We start from the raw sequence: 18662 nt of genomic DNA, 5'->3' as shown, positions 1-18662 counted from the left end.
CGGGATTTATCTTAACTCAAAACCGAAACGTTAATTCCGCAATGCTTCGCCCCTACATAATCTTGTGGCGGGAACGGAGTAACCTAAACTTCTCCTAGTCCCTAGCTATACCTACCGCATATAGCAATTAGTCAAACCAAAAGTTATACTTTTATCACACCTGAAAGTATGATTTTATGGCAAACGTAAAAACAGCAATCTCGCTGCCAGAATCTTTGTTTAAACAAGCGGAGGCGGTAGCTGAAGAACTGAAAGTCTCACGCAGTCGCTTAATGGCACTTGCGCTAGAAGAATTTATCCGCCGTCGTCAAAATCTACAATTGTTAGAGAAAATTAATGCCGCATACGCTGACCCTCCCGATGAGGAAGAACAAGCTATGCTTCGCACTATAAGCCGCTATCATCGGCGGATTGTTGAAGGCGAATGGTAATCAATCAAGGTGATATTTTCTGGATCGATCTCGATGCACTTTATGAACAAACCCAGATTTAGGCATCATCGCTAACGGCAGTTCGCACTAAAGTCCAGATTGTCCAGCCAATTGTTGAAATCAACACAAAAACCATCAATAAGGATAGAGCCGAAAAAGGAGATATGATTGCCATCAGTAATAAAGATAATAGCAAAACCATTGAAACTGATTTTTTCATCGGTGTTTTTACGATCGATTATTTCTACTCTTTCAGTCTATATACTCAATTTCAGATCGACCTCTAACTTTGGCGGCATTTGAGGTAAACTGATGGCAGTCATGCGATCGATCGCTTCGTGTCATGCTGTCTCACCCCCAATCCCTCAACGCTGCACTTGTCCCAGGTAATCTGCGCCGCGTTCATCATATCGCCTTGAACGTCAAAGATATGCAGGAATCCCGCCATTTTTACGGAAATATCCTGGGTTTGCACGAATTGACAGGGGATGAAGTTCCCAAAACCCTGGTTGACTTGGTAGCTGCTGGGAAAGTTGCCAACTTCGTTACTCCCGATGGTACAGTGATCGATTTGTTTTGGGAACCGGATCTTTCACCGCCAGATCCAGACCCCAGTCGCGCTTTTACTCGCGCCAATCATTTAGCTTTTGATATCGCGCCGCAGTTGTTTGATACAGCAATTGAAGTGCTGAAACTGCATCAAATACGCATCGATCATGGCCCAGTTACTCGTCCTACCGGACGCGGAATCTATTTTTACGATCCTGATGGTTTTTTGATCGAGATACGCTGCGATCCTATATAAGAGGATAAAATTTTGCGATCGCGTACTTAAAGCCCGCGCACACTGCTTTGAGCAGTGTGCGCGGCGACTTTAGTCGTCGGGTAAAAAAGGGTTTAGGCTCAAAGGATTTTTGAATGCGTGACTTTTGACCTCCTACCTAAGTCCTGCTTGAGTTTCAGACACTGGGGGATATATATAGCAACCGCTCTCGTCTGTTAGGACATTCTTAATTCCACCAAACCGTTCGGACTTCGGCGTGAGCGCTCACCTCGTAGCTGATACCAAATCCGGGTTATTTACCCCTTTATATAGTGTGAAGCTAAGCGGCAATAAGTGTATTCCCCTAAGCAAAGCCTTTCTACCGCAATGCTTCACCCAACTTATGGATAACGGGGGTTTTTATCCCGGATTTGGTATGAGCGCTCAGTCGAAGCCCTTGATTCTAGACCCTTCTTCCCCTAGTCCCTCAACACTCGCCCCTAGCTCCTAGCCCCTAGCCCCTAGCTATATATGAAGATTTGTAAATATACTTGACGAGGATAGCAGAGGTGAGCCAATATAGTTTCAGAGGCGAACAGAGGCTCTGGAAAAACCAAGAGAAATTCTACTCTCCTATCCAAACCACAATTAGTTTTACAGGAAGAAGCTGACATGACTAACACCAACGCAATTAAAACTGGCCTGAGCTTTGCAAAGATTGCCAAGAAAACCTACATACTTGGTATTTTGACTGCTAGCACCCTTGGTCTAGTTCCCTTTACCGCCCAAGCCAATCCTAATCCTTGCTGCCAATCTCGTGGTGGCGACAACGCTGTCATTCAGACGAGTAACCAACAAGCGACTGTTAATGGTAAGGGTAACTTAATTAACCAGAATTCCACTCAGTCAAATAACGGCGGTCGTCGCCAAGGAACAGGCAATCAAGGTATTGTACAAGACCAATATCAGGAAGCCAACAATCATGGGTATGGTAACCGAGTGAATCAAACAGCTCGGCAAAGCAATGGCAACCGAAATCAAATTCATCGTCCCGTTCAGCGTCCCTCTAGCTGTAACAATACTTGCGCTAAGAAGGGAATTTAGTTACCGCGATCGCGTGATTTTGTCAGCTTCCTAGTAGAGGCGGAAGAAAGTACGAGGCTTGCGAACGCTTCAAGCCTCAGCAATTTCTTCCTCCTAATAGAAGCTGTTACTTACAGAAAATAAAGCCATGAAGAAAACTTACATATTTGGTGTTTTGGCTGTTGCCACTCTTGGGATGTTGCCCCTGCCTGCAATGGCTCAATCTTACAACAGTAGAGGTGGTGATAGTGCTGTCTCTCAACAAAGTTCGCAAACCGCTACAGTAACGGGCAACAGCAATAACGTGAAAAAACATATCAATGTGATTAATATCGATCGCAGCGGTAGAGGCGGGCGTCAGAGATTCGGGGGCAACCGGGGTGTTGTGCAGAACCAAAATCAGGGAGTCGATGTCAGGGGCGATCGCAATACAGTTCGTCAAAACGGGCGGCAATTCAATAGCGATCGAAGCAATCCGGGTTTTGTCGATCGCTCCATTTAAAATATTTGTTCCGCTAGCTTTTTCAAGAGGTAAACATGAGAGTTTCTTTAATTGCGTTCAGCTTTTTATCTGTTGCTACTGTTTTAGTTTTTGAGCCTTTTTCAATCTCTTCTGCTAAAGCGCAGTGCGTACAATTCGATCAGGGCATTCAAATTTCCATCAGTGGTTCTGGACCAGCGCAACGCAGCAATAACGTAGATATGCAAAGTGAAGGGGCCTGTAGAGGAAACGCTATTGTAACTACTGGTCAACAGATTCATGTAGGGCCGGGTCGGGCAGTTCAAGAACGAAATGTACGACAAACTCTGCGCGGCGGTAGCAACAATGGAACTGGGAAAGGCCCAACGGTGCAAATTCGAGTTAATCCCACAATTGACGTATACAACGCGGCAGATCGATACAGAAATTTACAGCGTCGGTAAAAAGTAATTTCTCGATCTTTCTGCTAGACTTTAATCAGATTTTCTCGCAAAGAAAAATCAACGATTGCTCGAATAAATACGCATAGTTAATAGCTATAACGATTAATTTTGGGCAGTCGTTTTTCTTAAATTAGGAGTTGACGTATGAATCGGATGTTTTTGATTTTTGCTACTACCTGCATTGCTTTAGTTGCTGCATACGATCGGGCCGCAATCGCCGAAATATTTTTCGATAAATCCAGCCAAAAAACCAACATCGACTTTAATCGCAATTTGCAGGATATCGGCAATTCTAGTAAGTTTAATCACTTGCTATACCTAAAGAAAAGTTTTTTCTTACCACATCTTGATTCAGGAGAAGTTAATCCAAATAATTTAAACCAAACAGATAATTTACTGGCTAGAGAGCCACAAAGAAAAAATCCTCCTGCCATACATATAACAAAGCCTCGTCAGCCGCAACAAAATGTTTCCGAACAACAACAAACCACCAGAATCAATCTGGATTCGCCAAATATTAGGCAAGCTCATAATCTGGTAATTAGCAGCGATTCAGACATACACTTAACTGCACAAATTACTGTAGACGGCAGAGTTGTTAAAACAATAAAAGGTCGTGGAGGTACGGTTAATTTATCAAGATTTCTCTCCAGAGGCAGGCACAATATTCAAATTTCAGGTAGTTATACACCTGCAAGTTCCTCCGTTAAAGTGGAGTTTTCCGGTTCTGGCACAACAGTAGATCAAGCCGTAGGAGGTAGCGGTATAGTAAGGCAGATTTTCATTATCGATGTGGAATAGCCAAACATTATAGCGGGTTTCAGTTGCGTGAAATACACCGCAGAAACCCGGTTTCTTCAAGAAACCGGGTTTCTAGCCCTGGTGCAAGATGCGAGTTATAAACAACATCCAAACACCGAAGTCTCGCCTGTGCGAACAGACTCGGTGCTTTTTGCTTATAGTAGGTTACATCGGAGGTATACAGCCCTTTTCAGATGAGTGCGGTACAGAGAAACTTAAAGAAACCTCTTCAAGAAACCGAGTTTCTTGAAGAGTTCTTGAAGAAACCCGGTTTCTGCGGTGTACTGAATGCAACTGAAAACCGCTGTAAGCTATCGTAGAAACAGAGGCATTCACCTTGCTTGTCCTGTGTGACTCCATTCAATAGACAAGGTTACCTCTGCGGAAACCTTTGAACCACGCTTAAAACTCTGCTTTGCTTAGGTTATTTAACTCATAATTTTTGTAAACTATTTCAGAGGTAGCGTTTGAGGAGGTGATTAGAGTCTAAGTAGTTGTGTCGTTAGAGAGGCGATTTACAGATGTTCTCGCGTCAATTCCTAATTCAGATGGCGCACGATCGCGAACTTTCTCCAGAACAGGAGGAAGTGTTCTTGCTGCGCTTTGCAGAGGAGATGGAATACGAAGAAATCGCCTTGAAACTGGAAACTTCCGAAGGTGCCTGTCTCAAACGCATGGGCCAAGTCTATAACAAATTTGGGATCGACGGTTTTACCAGAGGCAAAGAGAACCGTCTCCGCATTTACCTGCACAATCAGGCGCAGCGGCCTAGAGAAGAAGAGGAAAGAAGAGGAAAATATGGAGACGCGGTGATGGCGTCGCCGTTATCTGAAATTTCCAATACCCAGACCCAAAACGGCAAGATCTTTATCTCCTACCGCCCCCAAGAACCAGACCTCCACCTTGCCGAACAGCTCTCAGAAGCCCTGAAAGCGTCTAGTCAGCAAGTATTCATGGCACAGGAAACCATCCGCCTGGGAGAAAATTGGCCCCAACGCATCGACATCGAATTAAAGCAGTGCGATTACTTCCTGCTGCTGCTATCTCCTCAATCTGCCTTCAGCGATATGCTGATCTCGGAAGTACAGCGCGTCAAAGAGTTGCGTTCTATCCACAACAAACCGGCAATTTTAGCCATTCGCGTCGATTTTCCGCTCAACTCGCCGCTAAGCTACGACCTTCGCAGCCATTTACACGACGTTCCCCAAATTCAGTGGCGAGGAGAAACCGACACAGCCGCCGTTGTGCAAGAAATCCTCAGCTTTGTCAAAGATGGGCGTAAGAATATACAATCTGATGCCCAAGGGCCGATCGATCGAACAGATCTCAGTCTTACCCAGATCGCATTAACCCTACCCGTAACATCGGAAAGCTTGGATGGTCGTCCATTACCAGTAGCAGCGCCAGAAGTACCGGAGGGTCAAGTGGACTTAGCCTCCTCCTTTTATATAGACCGACCTCCGATTGAATCTCGCTGTTACGAAATGATTTTGCAACCGGGCGCTTTGATTCGCATCAAAGCACCCCGACAAATGGGCAAAACTTCCTTAATGGCTAGAATTCTCAATCAGGCAGAAAATTCCGGCTATAAAACAGTAAGTTTGAGCTTTCACCTCGCAGAGCGATCGATCTTCAGCAACTTGGATCGATTCTTAAAGTGGTTCTGCGCTTGTGTTGGTTTAGAATTGCAGCTGCCTAATAAACTAGCGGACTATTGGGATGATATTTTTGGCAGCAAAGTTAACTGCAAAGCCTACTTTGAAAAGTATTTGCTCGCCGAAATAGATCAGCCGCTCGTCTTGGGATTGGATGAAGTCGATCGCGTTTTTGAACACCCAGAAATTGCCGACGACTTCTTCGGACTTCTCCGAACTTGGCACGAAGAATCGAAAAAGCGCGACATTTGGAAAAAACTTCGCTTGGTAGTCGTACATTCCACAGAAGTTTATATTCCCCTCGACATCAATCAATCACCTTTCAACGTAGGATTGCCAATTGAATTGCCAGAATTTAGCAGCCATCAAGTGCAGGAATTGGCGCAGCGGTACGGATTGAATTGGAACGCCTCCCAGGTAGAACAACTGATGAACACGGTGGGAGGACACCCATATTTACAGCGGTTTGCTCTCTATCACATTGCTCGCCAAGACATCACCCTCTCTGAACTGCTCCAAACAGCACCTACAGAAGCGGGACTTTATAGCGATCATCTGCGACGCCACTTGTGGAATCTTCAACAGCGCCCAGAATTAGCGCAAGCGATGCTCGAAGTTGTTGCTACATCTAACCCAGTGCGACTAGAAGCAGAAGTGGCGTTTAAATTGCACAGTATGGGGTTGGTACATCTGCAAGGTAATAATGTGAAACCGCGCTGCGATTTATATCGTCGATATTTTAGAGAACGATTGGGAAGCAGTTGATGAAGACAGCACAAAAATTAGTCGCGATTACCATATTTTTGACACCGTTATTAATATGTAATGTAGGAGTTGGTTTAACTGCAATCTTGAACCAAGAGTATTCTCGTGACCAGGTTCAACCTGGTCACGAAAACCGAGAGATTCTACCGGACGTTGTACAAGCAAAGAAATCTTGTTCGATTAGCGGACGATTATTCGGCGATGGTATCCAAGGAGACGGATCTTACTACGTTGTACCTTCCGCTCCTAATAGGGATGAGTCTCGATCGAGGATGGCTCGGATCGATTCTTCTAACCCTTCTTATCAATTATCGTCTTTGCCAGCAGGTCGTTACGTTCTTCGCGTTTTTCGCAGCGAATCCGGTTCCCTCCTTCCGGTAAAGACTTTTCCCCGCCAGAGAGAGGTAAACTGTACTGGTAGTGCAATCAGAAACGTGGATTTTGAAGTCCAGTAAGGGAATTGCAGATTTGAGATTTAAAATTGCTTTCTTTGAATTGCAAATCAAAAATTAAATCTAAAATCTAAAATTTAAAATCATCTAGGGTCATCTATATGAAAACAGAGAGTTACGGCAACGGACTTTCTCATCATTATAAATATCAAGTTGGCGGAAGTCTACCACCTGATGCTCCCACTTATGTGAAGCGACAAGCCGATCGCGATTTTTATGAAGGAGTGAAAGCTGGGGAATTTTGCTATGTACTTAATTCCCGACAAATGGGAAAGTCCAGCTTGCAGCTGCGAACTATGCAAAGGTTAATTTCAGATGGAATTGCCTGTGCGGCGATCGATCTTTCAGAGATTGGTAACTGGGATGTCACCCAAAACCAGTGGTATGCAGGTGTTGTTTATTCCTTAGTAAATAGTTTCGATCTGTTTGACAAAATAGAATTAAGGAGTTGGTGGCGCGATCGGGAGTTTCTCTCCCCCATACAAAGGTTGAGTCAGTTTATTGACGAAGTTTTGCTGGTTGAAGTCAGCCAACCTATCGCTATCTTTATTGATGAAATTGATAGCATTCTCAGACTTAGCTTTCCGACAGATGATTTTTTTGCATTCATCCGCTACTGCTACAACAAACGAGCCGAAAACCCAGAATACAATCGTCTCACTTTTGCGCTTTTGGGAGTGACAACCCCATCCGATTTAATCCAAGACAAAAATCGCACGCCTTTTAACATTGGCAGAGCAATTCAACTTAATGGCTTTCAATTAGATGAAGCTCAGCCTCTAGCTAAAGGGTTGGCAGAAAAAATCGCCAATCCCCATATCGTGCTGAATGAAGTGTTAGCCTGGACTGGTGGACAACCGTTTCTCACCCAAAAGATTTGTAAGCTTATTCTTGAAGAAGCAGAGTTATCAGCACATTTCGTAGCGGATGATTTATCTTCAACACAAAACTTTATACAATCCCAAATCCTCATTCCCAGGCTGGAGCCTGGGAACGAGCCAAAATCCAAAATCGCCCATGTCGCGCAGCTAACGCGATCGCACATCATCGACAACTGGGAAGCGACTGATGAGCCAAAGCACCTCAAGACAATACGCGATCGCCTCTTAAGAAATGAGCAACACACAGGCAGATTGTTAGGACTATACCAACAAATTTTACAACAAGGCGAAATATCAGCAGATAACAGTTCAGAACAAACAGAATTACTCTTATCGGGATTAGTAGTCAAACAGCAAGGAAAATTAATATCTGCCAACCGCATTTACGCCTCCGTATTTAACCAAAATTGGGTCGAAAGCGTATTAGCAAATCTGCGACCTTATGCAGAATCATTAACAGCCTGGTTAGCCTCCAATTGCCAAGACGAATCCCGACTTTTGCGCGGCAAAGCCTTACAAGATGCCTTAGAATGGGCAGCAGAGCAAAGCTTGAGCGATCGCGATTATCAATTCTTGACAGCCAGCCAAGAATTAGACCGAAAACAAGTTGAAATCGCCTTAAAAGCCGAAAAACAGGCAAATCAAATATTAGCTGAAGCTCAACAAAAAGCCGATCGCACAATCAAAAGAGGCATTGCCGTTTTGGGCGTAATTTCCGCCCTCACAGCAGCAACTATTTTCCACGCCGCTACAAGCATAAAAGCCGAATGGGAAGGACTGAAACTAGAATCCAAAGGCATGAACTCCTTAAGATTATTTGAAACTCAAGGAGGCGAAGAAATCAAAGCTTTAGTCTCAGCCATGCAGGCGGGACAAGATTTGAAAAAAATGGTGGAAAAACATAGCCAGTTGCCAAAATATCCAGCCATCAGCCCATTATTAGCATTACAAACAATTCTCGATCAAATCCACGAACGCAATCAACTAAAAGGTCATCAAGGCCAAATTTGGAGCGTAAGTTTTAGCCCCGATGGCAAGCGCATTGCCACTACAGGAAACGACAACACTGTGCGTCTTTGGAATCGATCTGGCAAACTGCTATCTACATTCAAAACCAATCAAGGTGAAGTCAAAACTGTAAGTTTTACTCCTGAAAAGAAGACCAATCCAAAATCCAAAATCCAAAATCCAAAATTGCTTGACGGATATCGCATTGCCACAGTAGGAGCAGATGGAAAAATTCGAGTTTGGAACCAGTTTGGAAAACCATTAAATTCTCCATTTAAAGGTCATAAAGGTCAAATTAGAAATATGAGTTTGAGCTTGGATGGAAAGCGTATTGCGCTCGCTGGTTCTGATGGTACAGTGCAAATTTGGAACCAATTCGGACAGCAATTAGCTCACTTTAATAGCACGCGGGGTGAGATTAGAAGTATGAGTTTTAGCCCTGATGGACAGCGCATTGCCACAGCAGGCGCAGATGGCACGGTGAGACTTTGGAACGAGTCTGGGAAACAGCTAAATCAATTTAAAAGTAACCCCGGTGGAGTTTGGAGTCTAAGTTTTAGTCCTGATGGACAGCGCATTGCCACCACTGGTGCAGATGGGACGGTGCGAATTTGGAAACAATTCGGCCAGCAATTGACTCAATTCAACACTAATCAAGACAGAGTTTGGAGCGTAAATTTCAGTCCTGATGGACAGCGCATTGCCACAACTGGTGCAGATGGGACGGTGCGGCTTTGGAACCAATTTGGGCAGCAGTTGGATAAATTCAACTCTCATCAAGGTGAAGTTTTGAGCGTGAGTTTTAGTCCCAACGGACATAGCCGGGATGGACAGCGCATTGCTACCGCCGGAGACGATGGTACGGTGAAACTTGCGGATTTGTGGGATTTACAGGTGTCGCGATCGGTTTCGCGAGGTCAACAATTACTTCTCAAAGATAGAGAGTTTTGGCGTGTAAGTTTTAGCCCCAATGGAAAGCACATTGCCACAGCTTACTCCAATGGCATGGTGCGACTTTGGAACGAGTCTGGACAGGAGTTAATTTCTGCATTCAAAGCTCATAAAAATTTAGTTTTAAGTGTAAGTTTTAGCCGTGATGGACAGTACCTTGCTACATCAGGAGATGAAGGCATCGTGCGGCTTTGGAACCAATCCGGGCAGATGTTAGCTGAATTCCAAAGCGATCGGGCCAAAGTTAGGAGCATCAGTTTTAGCCCCGATGCAAAACGCATCGCTACCGCCGGAGATGACGGCACAGTGCGACTCTGGAACCAATCTGGAAAACCCCTAGCTTTAACTTTCAAAGCACATCAGAGTCGAGTATGGAGCCTATCTTGGTCGCCGGATGGACAGCACATTGCCACCGCAGGAGATGACAGCACCGTAAAAATTTGGAATCCAAATGGTCAAATTTTGACTCAATTTAATACCGAGCAAGGCGAAGTTAGAAGTATGAGTTTTAGCCCCGATGGACAACGCCTTGCTACTGCGGGCTCGGATGGGACAGTAAAACTTTGGGTTAGGTTTGATAAGCCATCTGGACAACTGCTGCTAGCTCAATTTAAAGCTCAAACGGGAGATATCTTTAGCGTCAGCTTTAGTGCTGATGGAAAGAGTTTAGCTACTGCTGGTTCTGACAGCACTGTAAGGATATGGCGCGTTGAAGAGTTAGATGAATTGTTGAATCGGGGGTGCGAGTGGCTAAAAGATTATTTGGCTACTCATCGCGAAGTTAGGGAACAATTAAAAGTGTGTAAATAGTACAGAGAAACCCGGTTTCTTGAAGAAACCGGGTTTCTGAGTGAGCCATTTCTTTGTAGGTTGGGTTGAGCGCGAGCGAAACCCAACGCATTTGCCCTAGTTTGGTGCCTCAACCCAACCTACAAAGCTAAAAGTGTGTAAATAGTAATGATGAATGTGGTACAGAGAAACCCGGTTTCTGAGGTGTACTTCATACAACTGAAAACCCCTATAAATCAAAAACCATAATCAATCTTTCGGTAATCCTAAATCTGGCAAACCTTTGACAATTTTAACGGTTTCTAAACTAACCGTAATCACCTGTTTAATTAATCGCACAATATATTCTTCATCATGAAGTCGATTGGGATCATTTGTAATACCACTACGGTTATCTGTGCTAACCTGATATTGGTCAATTATCCAATCTAAAGCGCCCGATAAATTCACAGATTTGATTCAAGTCTTTAACTGCTAGTTCAGAGAAAACGTAACTACCCATAATTTAGCCTTTTTCCATCTGTTCTAGCTTTTCTTGTAACTGTTGAAAAACTAATTCACCATCGACAACTTTTCCTTGACGAATTTGTTCTGTTCCTTCAGCGATCTTTTCCCTTAGCTCAAACAGTTGTTTTTCTTTGTAATCATGTTCCTCCAAAAGTTGAAATGCTAGTGCTAATAAATCATCAACACTTTGATACTTACCTTGCTGTAATTTTTCGATCACAAACTTTTCTTGTTCTGGTTTTAAAGCAATTTGCATTTTTTGTTTCCTCATCTGCGATCTAGTTTCTCGTTTAAAATCACTCGCAAAGCTAAAGCTTGGATATTAGCTATCGCTTCTTGTTGAGTTAAACCATACACCAAAACACCTGGTATTTCTATAATTTCTGCAATCCAACGACCATCATCTTCTTGTTCAAATTCAATCGTGAAGTGAGTTGATATTGAACTTTGCATTAGATCACCTCTATCGAAATTTTATGACCATGTTTCACCCACTCTGTCATATCAACAAATTCTTCATCTTCATAGTCTGATGGTGAACAAAATTGTTCTTGAATTTCCTGCATTTCTCGATCGCTAACATACGGAATCGAAGCCAAACTAAAAGCAAGTCGTTCTTTTCTCACTACTTCAGGAATGATTTCTCGAACTGCTTGAGCAGCATAATGTAAAGCTTCCTGAATATCCTCTATTTCCAAGTCAGGAAATGCCTCTAAAATTTCATTATCCCTCATTCCTTCGGCAAACATCCCAACAACAGTAGCAACAGGAATCCGTAAATCACGAAGGCAAGGAACTCCCCCCATTTTTTTCGGATTGACTGTAATTCTTGTGAATTTCATAATTAATCGCTCTCCTTACGATAGTATCATAAACTTCTAAACCCAATTTTTATACAGAGAACGGGTAAAATTTAATACTTCTTCCTGTCTTTCTTCTGAGAGTTTTTGGACGGCAGAGGTAATGCGATCGGCAAGAGATACCCAAGTTTTTGTTTTGGCTTGCCAAACTACGATAAACTGTTCGGGAGAAAGGGTATGGAGTGCCAATGTTTCCCCTTCTGGGTTTGTAAATTCTACTTCAGATGCGCGATCGCTATATTGTTCCACAATAGCACCGCGATCGCCAGCCGATCGTCCTAATTCAGGAATATCAACCAGTAGTTCCACCACATCAAATAAATCAGGTTTAATCATTTGCGCCTCCTAACATAAAGCGTAACAAGTCTTGCGATATCTTCATTCGGTCTAACGATCCATCCTGTGCGAACAATTTCTTGCTGTCCTTCTTCCATTCCCCTTATTTCCAAATCAACCTGATATCGCTGTCCATGTTCATCAGATATTCCCAAATTTGCCTCTGCATCCATAGCTTGTGCTTGAATTTGCTCTAGTAAAGCTTGATAATTATCTTGAGTAAATCCCAAATATTGACGAAACATTATAGCTTTATCTTTTCCAATTGGATTATCCTGATTTAGGGCATAATCTGTACATTTTCGTGGATCTATCAATAGTTGCTTGGCGACATCTATTAGCCTCATTATATTTACTCCGCCCGCTTTCTGACAAAAATATTAACACTCACTCCCACCTGAATGTCAAAAACATTGTAAACCGGTTGCGATGTTCGCTTTCTAATATTACCTCCTAAATCAAAAACATATATTTTACTAAATTCTTTCTCCAAAAATTGACGCATTCCATCAAAAGCCAGCGCATCAACAAAACTATTATTGGTGACGAAAGCCACAATTCCCTCATCACTTATTCTATCACTCGCCCAGCGAATTGCTTTTACATAGGTATCTGACAAAGCGTTTTTATTAGTCGCCTTTGATGCTTTAGCGTAAGTCGCCGCAACCACATCATCAATTCCCGTTTTATCTTTGGTCTTATATCTACGATTTTTATTATTATCATTCTCATTCAACTGACCAACATTATAAGGTGGATTGCCAATCACCACAAAAATATTTGATTGTCTTTGCCTTTCAACGCGCTTCATATTTTCAGGACTAAATAAATTTAACTGTTGAACAGCTTGATCTTCAAACGTATCAACTAAACAAATACCTTCAAAAGTTTTATATTCCCCCGCTTGCTCAAAATATTCATGCTCAATATTCATCGCCGCAATATAATAAGGCAACAGCATCACCTCATTACAGTGCAATTCATGTTCATACTTATAAGGTAAAGCCGATTTTTGAATTCCGGCGATTTCTCGCATTACCCGAATAATAAAATTCCCCGTTCCCACAAACGGATCGAGGATATGAACGCCTTTATCAATTAACGACTTCCCAAACTCCCTCTGCAAAATTTCCTCAACACTTTTCACCATAAAACTTACAATCGGTTGAGGAGTATAAACAATGCCGTGAGTATCGGCAACCTTTACCGAAAACCCTTGGAAAAATCGCTCATAAATCCGATTGAGAAAATCCTGTTTTTGCCCATAATCATCAATAGTGGCGGCGGTTTCCTCAATGGCACCATAAAACCGATCGAGCTTATTCAAAAAATGACTGCGACTAAATGATTTAGAAGTTAAAGCATTAATTACCTTTTCAATTTCTACCGCAATAATATTACGTTTAGCAAAATCAGGATTATTAAATACGCTCCGAAAAATGCGTTCAGTCAATAAATGCTGAATCAACATTTCCTCAACCGCTGCTTCCGAAAGATTGGGGTTAATTGATTGACGACAAAGTTGCATAAAGTCGGCAAAAGCATCAATAAACTTTTTGTTTTTCTTCTCCTGATCTCGGATTAATTCTAGTAACGCAGTAGCGTGTTCCTTAACGCGAATACCAAACTCTTCAACCGCCCTTTCCCATTGTTCAATAGCTGGGGGTCGATATTCAAAGAACTGGCGCACCATATCTACTAACGCCTGTGGTTTGGTGATATCTTCATCCATCACCAGTTTGCCATCTTGGTAGAGAATAGCGCGATCGGGCCGTTGAAAAATGATATTATCTTTGGGATAGCCAGCAGCAAACTTTTTCGGAATTTCCTTCTTTAAATCATCCTTAATATCCTTCGCTTCCCAATAAGCACGCGCCAAGTTATAATCATCAACCAATGCCCCATCCATCCGAATGGGCTGTTTCTTGGGTCGCTTAATCGCATATTGTGGCACTAATGTCCATTTGAACTGCCGACCACAGGACTCTAACAACTGCTGAAATGCCGTTTGCACAGCCCCTTCATGTACAACCCCCAACTTGGCATACTGTTCTAAAGCTTCGTAGTAGGCTTTAACAGGTTTGTTGGTGGGCTTGAGACTGAGATTCGGCATAGAAAAGCTTACGTATAAGTAAACAATTGACTTTATTCAGTATGCCTAACTATAGCTGATTGGGACGGTTCGATCGGCGATCGCCGATCCATCGTCAAGGATGGAGATCGCCTTACCACCTTCAGCGCCGCCGCCTACTTCTCGATCGCCTCTCTTCCAGAGAAACCACCTCAGCTTCGCTACTTTCCCTTGCCACCCGAATCAACAAACCAGCTGCCAGCAAACTCGCAATCATCGAATTGCCCCCATAGCTAAACAATGGTAAAGGCAAACCCGTCGTCGGTAGGGCACCCGTCGCCACACCAATATTCATCAGCGACTGTCCCACCATCAAAATCATTACACCGATCGCCACCAGTCGATGAATCGCATTTTGAGCCTTCATCGACACAATCAATGCCAGCGTCCCGTACACTAAAAGCAGCAGCAACAGCACCATGCCGCCAGCAAAACCAAACTCCTCAGCAAAAACAGCAAAAATAAAATCCGTGTACTGAATCGGCAGATAAAATAACTTTTGCTGAGACAGCCCAAATCCAGCTCCCCAAGTCCCACCAGAACCAACCGCCAGCAGACTTTGAACCAACTGGTAACCATCCTGCATTGGATCGGCCCAAGGATTCAGAAAAGACATGATCCGCCGTCGCTGATATTCCTTAACACTGATACTGATAGTCCCTAGCAGCAATCCACCCAAAGCCGTTCCCATCAGGTAAATATAAGGTAACCCAGCTGCTAGAGCGATCAGCCAAATAGTAATCCCGCAGAATGCCGTCGTACTCAAGTTAGGTTGCAGCAAAATACCCAACAGCACGAAAGTGAAAATCAACAGCCAAGTCAAACGGACTTTCCAGCTCAACCGATCCCATTGACCAAATATCCTCGCACTTTGTAACACTAGGAAAGGCTTAATCAGCTCCGAGGGTTGAATTGGCATCGGGCCAAAAGACAGCCAGCGGGTCGCTCCATTAGTAGTCGTTCCCAATCCGGGAATCAAAGTGACTAAAATCAATGCTAATAGCAGTACCACAAACCAATGAGCCATACCCAAGACATAGCGCAGCGGGAAATGCACCATAAGGTTAAATCCCACCATGCCAATCAAAACTGATACGAGTTGTCGCTTAAAATAGTACAGCCCATCTCCGTAATTGGCGTCCCCGACAGGATAAGACGCCGAGAACAACACCACCAATCCCATAAACAGCCACAGGAATGTTAACCACCGCAACAATCGGGCTTCTATTGCCCATTCCTGGAGGTCGCCATCAACAAAGGGAATTAGGTGACGTAAGTTCACAAACCTCCATATAACATCTAGACTGCGCTCCAACCAATCTACACTACATTATAAAAACTTTGCCGCCTTTGACTCATGACTGTAAGCCATGAAATCAAAAGCGGCGCTATTTGAAACTGCTAATCCTCTGGGGGAATGGGCATCGCGAATTTTGTAAAGCTTATCTTCGGGAGTTAAAGGAGTCCTGTATTAGCACCCTGCTTACCAGTTGCCAGCTCAACTTTGACGATTTTGCCACCCATTTTCATAATCCGTTGCTGTTCGCGAAACCAATTGTCATAGGGTACTAGCTTCGTAAAATAGGTGTTTTGGAGTTCCCGCTGAGTCCGAATGCGTGTCTGACTGGGAACGCAAGCAGTTATCTTGAACATCCGCATGGGTTAAATTCTCCTGGTATTTAATAAAAGTTTAGGGTGTTGTTAACACTCTCAGGTCTGAAGACGCGCTCGATTCTTGGTTCAAACGAGTCCACTTAACACAGAACAGTTACCTGTTTCATGCCAGAGATGGTTCTCTCCCCAAGCGTTCATCCCATGATCGGGATCTGTTCGGGTATGATCTACCCTACAGTTTAAAACCTAAAAATTTGGTTTTTTTGGTACTTGATGTAAGTGAGTTTTTACCTGTACAAGCTATTTCCTGTACAGAACCCCCTAAACCTAGTTTTCAAGGTGCTTTGCCTTTCGGCTACTGGGTTTTTTTAAGTAGGTTGAATACCCTTTCCTACTAAAATTCAGTTTACCACATCGAAAATTAAAAGTTGTCCTTATTAAAAAATCCAAGGGGAATAAATTTACTTGAGTCGATTTTCATCCCAGCCCTGAAAGGACAGGGTTTTCAATCTCCGATAACGTTTATATAAAAACCAAGGTCTGGGAGTCAAGAGTAAATACTAGCCGAAGATAACTTATCCGATGAATTAGACAAGCCTTCAACGCTCTAGCATTGACTCCAGACTTTCCAGACCGTGACTAGGATAGAAGACAGAGCTTTAAAAACTAAGCCTTCAGCTCCTCAAGAAGCATCTAGCTCAAGCCGGAGCAGATGTAGTCGAAGTAAACGCCCATTTCCTTACCAGCATCAGCGCCTACGAGGCTAGCGGTAACTTCCTTCATAGCTTGGATAGCTTGCACTGTAGCTGAGACGGGAACGCCCAAGGAGTTGTAGGTTTCCTTCAGCCCGTTGAGTACGCGCTCATCAAGAATGGAGGGGTCACCAGCCAACATGGCGTATGTGGAATAGCGCAGGTAGTAGTCCAAGTCGCGGATGCAAGCGGCATAGCGACGGGTGGTGTACATATTGCCACCGGGACGGGTGATATCAGAGTACAGTAGGGCTTTGGCTACTGCTTCTTTGACAATGGTAGCGGCATTAGCGCTGATGGCGGTTGCAGCGCGAACGCGCAATTCGCCAGTTTGGAAGTAGCCTTTCAGCTTTTCCAGAGCGGAGCTGTCCAGGTATTTACCTTGAACGTCAGAGGAGTTGATAACAGCGGTAATCGCGTCTTGCATCTTTTTGCTTCCTTAAGTCACCTAATCTGGGAATCTTTAACTGAGTGCAGAGGGAGGACAACGTCCTACTGCATTGCACCAATCACGTAGTCGAAGTACGCACCAGCTTCAGATGCGTCTTCAGCAGACAGCAAGGAGGTGGCAACATTCTTCATGGCGCGGATGCCTTCAGCTACCGCAGGAATGGGGGTGCCCAGGGAGTTGTACATTTCACGAACGCCCACCAAACCGATTTCTTCGATCGGAGTGACATCGCCAGACACAACTCCATAGGTTACTAGACGTAGGTAGTAGTCTAGGTCGCGCAGGCAAGTAGCGGTCATTTCTTCACCGTAGGCATTGCCACCGGGAGAAACAACATCAGGACGCTTTTGGAACAGTTGGTCGCCAGCTTGCTTGACGATGCGTTCGCGAGAGTCGGTCAGTGTTTGGGCGATACGCAGACGACGTTCGCCACCAGTGACGAAGCTCTTGATGCGATCGAGTTCACCAGGGCTGAGATAACGAGCCTCAGCATCGGCATTCACGATGGATTTCGTGACGATACTCATTTACGGAATCCTCCAAAAAATATGTAACCAGGTGTGTTTTAACTGGCAAAAAGCAACTGTGTAGCTGATTTGAGTTATCTGTTGCGATCGAACCCCAGAGTCTAACTTATGCCTTAGCACATTATATTCTGAGGCCAGCTTCAGTATTCTTCAAACTTCTCATCTATCAGACGTAAATCTGATAGATGACACAGCTACCTTCGCAAATATTTTGCGACATTACCGTCACATTTTGACTCTGCTCTTAACACTTTGTAATAAAAGTCCTAATGTTTGCATTCCGAGAGGCAACCAAGTGGAAATAGCCCCTATTTGGAAGGGGCTAGGGAAATTTTAGATTTTAGATTTCAAATCCAAAATCTAAAATCTAAAATTTTTAGAACCGACCGCCCAAGTAAGAGGGCGAGAGGCTCGACCAAGGCTGCTTCACCAAGTCTGTGGCTGCTTTGACGCTGCCCAGGTAGTTGCCAGCCGGTAGAGAGGGGAAGCGATCGTAAGGCACCACATCCTCACCGAAGTATTGCGCGTACTCTGGACTCTCGACCACAGCTTCTACGGCTGCTCTCAACCCTTTCTCGGCCAGAATCTGGTTGTATTGACGGATTTCGGCCTGAGTAGCTGGAGCCCGACCCAGAAGGTGACGGAAGAGGAATTCGATTACCTTAGTGTTGGGATAAGGAGTGTAGAAGCGCCGACGATAGACCTCGGAACTAGCCAGAGAGCGAACAAACTCGCGTACAGAGATTTCTCCATTGCGGAGCTTGCTTTCCAGGTCAGAACGGCGGAACTCATTGGGAACTTGACCGCTGAATACATCCATCACCTGACAGTAGATGGCGTTGAGTACCAAAGCAGTTTCGCCCTGATTCATCCCTGGATTCATGCGGTAAATCCGAGCCGGTTTGCGGCGCGTCGTCCCAACACCCACCTCGACAGATTGCCCTTGACCGTTGCTGAAGGAGCGTCCCTTCTCGATAAACA

21 protein-coding genes and 1 pseudogene are annotated in these 18662 nt (G+C 44.1%); 9 read left to right on the top strand and 13 right to left on the bottom strand.

Features of this window, described 5'->3' with window-relative positions; genetic code table 11:
* The first annotated feature begins 176 nt into the window (after positions 1-176).
* Positions 177-431 carry a hypothetical protein gene (locus LAY57_RS26495; RefSeq protein WP_249070153.1) on the top strand — a complete coding sequence of 85 codons (255 nt, stop codon included), beginning with the start codon at positions 177-179 and terminating at the stop codon, positions 429-431.
* Positions 432-489: 58 nt separating this feature from the next.
* On the opposite strand, the gene LAY57_RS26490 is transcribed toward LAY57_RS26495, so the two are convergent.
* A complete protein-coding gene (locus LAY57_RS26490; protein ID WP_249070152.1) occupies positions 490-651 on the bottom strand; it encodes a hypothetical protein in 162 nt (53 codons plus the stop codon).
* 123 nt (positions 652-774) lie between these two features.
* On the opposite strand from LAY57_RS26490, the gene LAY57_RS26485 reads away from it, so the two are divergent.
* From LAY57_RS26485 to LAY57_RS26450, 8 genes are all read left to right on the top strand, one after another.
* On the top strand, positions 775-1236 hold the full coding sequence (locus tag LAY57_RS26485) for a VOC family protein (RefSeq protein WP_249070150.1): 462 nt from the start codon (positions 775-777) through the stop codon (positions 1234-1236).
* Between the two features lie 630 nt (positions 1237-1866).
* Complete coding sequence (locus LAY57_RS26480; RefSeq protein WP_249070149.1) at positions 1867-2298, top strand: hypothetical protein; 432 nt, start codon at positions 1867-1869, stop codon at positions 2296-2298.
* Between the two features lie 127 nt (positions 2299-2425).
* Positions 2426-2779 (top strand): hypothetical protein, encoded by a 354-nt coding sequence (locus LAY57_RS26475; protein ID WP_249070147.1) that lies wholly within the window; start codon positions 2426-2428, stop codon positions 2777-2779.
* A gap of 35 nt (positions 2780-2814) precedes the next feature.
* Complete coding sequence (locus LAY57_RS26470; protein ID WP_249070146.1) at positions 2815-3201, top strand: hypothetical protein; 387 nt, start codon at positions 2815-2817, stop codon at positions 3199-3201.
* 144 nt (positions 3202-3345) lie between these two features.
* Positions 3346-4002, top strand: coding sequence for a hypothetical protein (locus tag LAY57_RS26465; RefSeq protein WP_249070144.1), 657 nt, complete (start codon positions 3346-3348; stop codon positions 4000-4002).
* Between the two features lie 521 nt (positions 4003-4523).
* Entirely contained in the window at positions 4524-6422 is a 1899-nt protein-coding gene (locus LAY57_RS26460; protein WP_249070143.1) for an AAA-like domain-containing protein, read from the top strand.
* Positions 6422-6877, top strand: a complete 456-nt coding sequence (locus LAY57_RS26455; RefSeq protein WP_249070142.1) for a hypothetical protein — start codon at positions 6422-6424, stop codon at positions 6875-6877. Before LAY57_RS26460 ends, LAY57_RS26455 begins: the two co-directional genes overlap by 1 nt.
* A gap of 98 nt (positions 6878-6975) precedes the next feature.
* Positions 6976-10524 (top strand): AAA-like domain-containing protein, encoded by a 3549-nt coding sequence (locus LAY57_RS26450; protein ID WP_249070141.1) that lies wholly within the window; start codon positions 6976-6978, stop codon positions 10522-10524.
* A gap of 228 nt (positions 10525-10752) precedes the next feature.
* On the opposite strand, the gene LAY57_RS26445 is transcribed toward LAY57_RS26450, so the two are convergent.
* The 12 genes and pseudogenes from LAY57_RS26445 to LAY57_RS36800 all read right to left on the bottom strand — a co-directional run.
* Positions 10753-10953, bottom strand: a complete 201-nt coding sequence (locus LAY57_RS26445; protein ID WP_249070140.1) for a hypothetical protein — start codon at positions 10951-10953, stop codon at positions 10753-10755.
* Between the two features lie 55 nt (positions 10954-11008).
* Entirely contained in the window at positions 11009-11266 is a 258-nt protein-coding gene (locus LAY57_RS26440) for a ribbon-helix-helix domain-containing protein (RefSeq protein ID WP_249070139.1), read from the bottom strand.
* A gap of 11 nt (positions 11267-11277) precedes the next feature.
* Positions 11278-11463 carry a type II toxin-antitoxin system HicB family antitoxin gene (locus tag LAY57_RS26435; protein ID WP_249070138.1) on the bottom strand — a complete coding sequence of 62 codons (186 nt, stop codon included), beginning with the start codon at positions 11461-11463 and terminating at the stop codon, positions 11278-11280.
* Complete coding sequence (locus tag LAY57_RS26430) at positions 11463-11852, bottom strand: DUF433 domain-containing protein (RefSeq protein WP_249070136.1); 390 nt, start codon at positions 11850-11852, stop codon at positions 11463-11465. Before LAY57_RS26430 ends, LAY57_RS26435 begins: the two co-directional genes overlap by 1 nt.
* Before the next feature lie 36 nt (positions 11853-11888).
* Positions 11889-12206, bottom strand: coding sequence for a DUF4926 domain-containing protein (locus LAY57_RS26425; RefSeq protein ID WP_249070135.1), 318 nt, complete (start codon positions 12204-12206; stop codon positions 11889-11891).
* Entirely contained in the window at positions 12203-12553 is a 351-nt protein-coding gene (locus tag LAY57_RS26420; RefSeq protein ID WP_249070134.1) for a DUF6883 domain-containing protein, read from the bottom strand. The genes LAY57_RS26425 and LAY57_RS26420 overlap by 4 nt, the downstream gene beginning before the upstream one ends.
* A gap of 5 nt (positions 12554-12558) precedes the next feature.
* Complete coding sequence (locus LAY57_RS26415; protein ID WP_249070133.1) at positions 12559-14319, bottom strand: N-6 DNA methylase; 1761 nt, start codon at positions 14317-14319, stop codon at positions 12559-12561.
* Between the two features lie 121 nt (positions 14320-14440).
* Positions 14441-15619: an FtsW/RodA/SpoVE family cell cycle protein gene (locus LAY57_RS26410; RefSeq protein WP_249070132.1), complete on the bottom strand. Its 1179-nt coding sequence runs from the start codon at positions 15617-15619 to the stop codon at positions 14441-14443.
* 173 nt (positions 15620-15792) lie between these two features.
* Positions 15793-15996, bottom strand: a complete 204-nt coding sequence (locus LAY57_RS26405) for a phycobilisome linker polypeptide (protein ID WP_249070131.1) — start codon at positions 15994-15996, stop codon at positions 15793-15795.
* Positions 15997-16644: 648 nt separating this feature from the next.
* Complete coding sequence (gene apcB, locus LAY57_RS26400; protein WP_249070130.1) at positions 16645-17130, bottom strand: allophycocyanin subunit beta; 486 nt, start codon at positions 17128-17130, stop codon at positions 16645-16647.
* Between the two features lie 65 nt (positions 17131-17195).
* Positions 17196-17681 carry an allophycocyanin subunit alpha gene (apcA, locus tag LAY57_RS26395; RefSeq protein ID WP_249070129.1) on the bottom strand — a complete coding sequence of 162 codons (486 nt, stop codon included), beginning with the start codon at positions 17679-17681 and terminating at the stop codon, positions 17196-17198.
* 376 nt (positions 17682-18057) lie between these two features.
* Positions 18058-18534 (bottom strand): annotated as a pseudogene (locus LAY57_RS36800) (phycobilisome rod-core linker polypeptide); the annotation flags it as partial.
* Positions 18535-18662: the final 128 nt, after the last annotated feature.

Origin of the sequence: Argonema antarcticum A004/B2, from assembly GCF_023333585.1 — a bacterium.
Lineage (GTDB): Bacteria > Cyanobacteriota > Cyanobacteriia > Cyanobacteriales > Aerosakkonemataceae > Argonema > Argonema antarcticum.
Note: the sequence above shows the minus strand (reverse complement) of the source record. Positions and strands in the feature narration are given on the sequence as shown.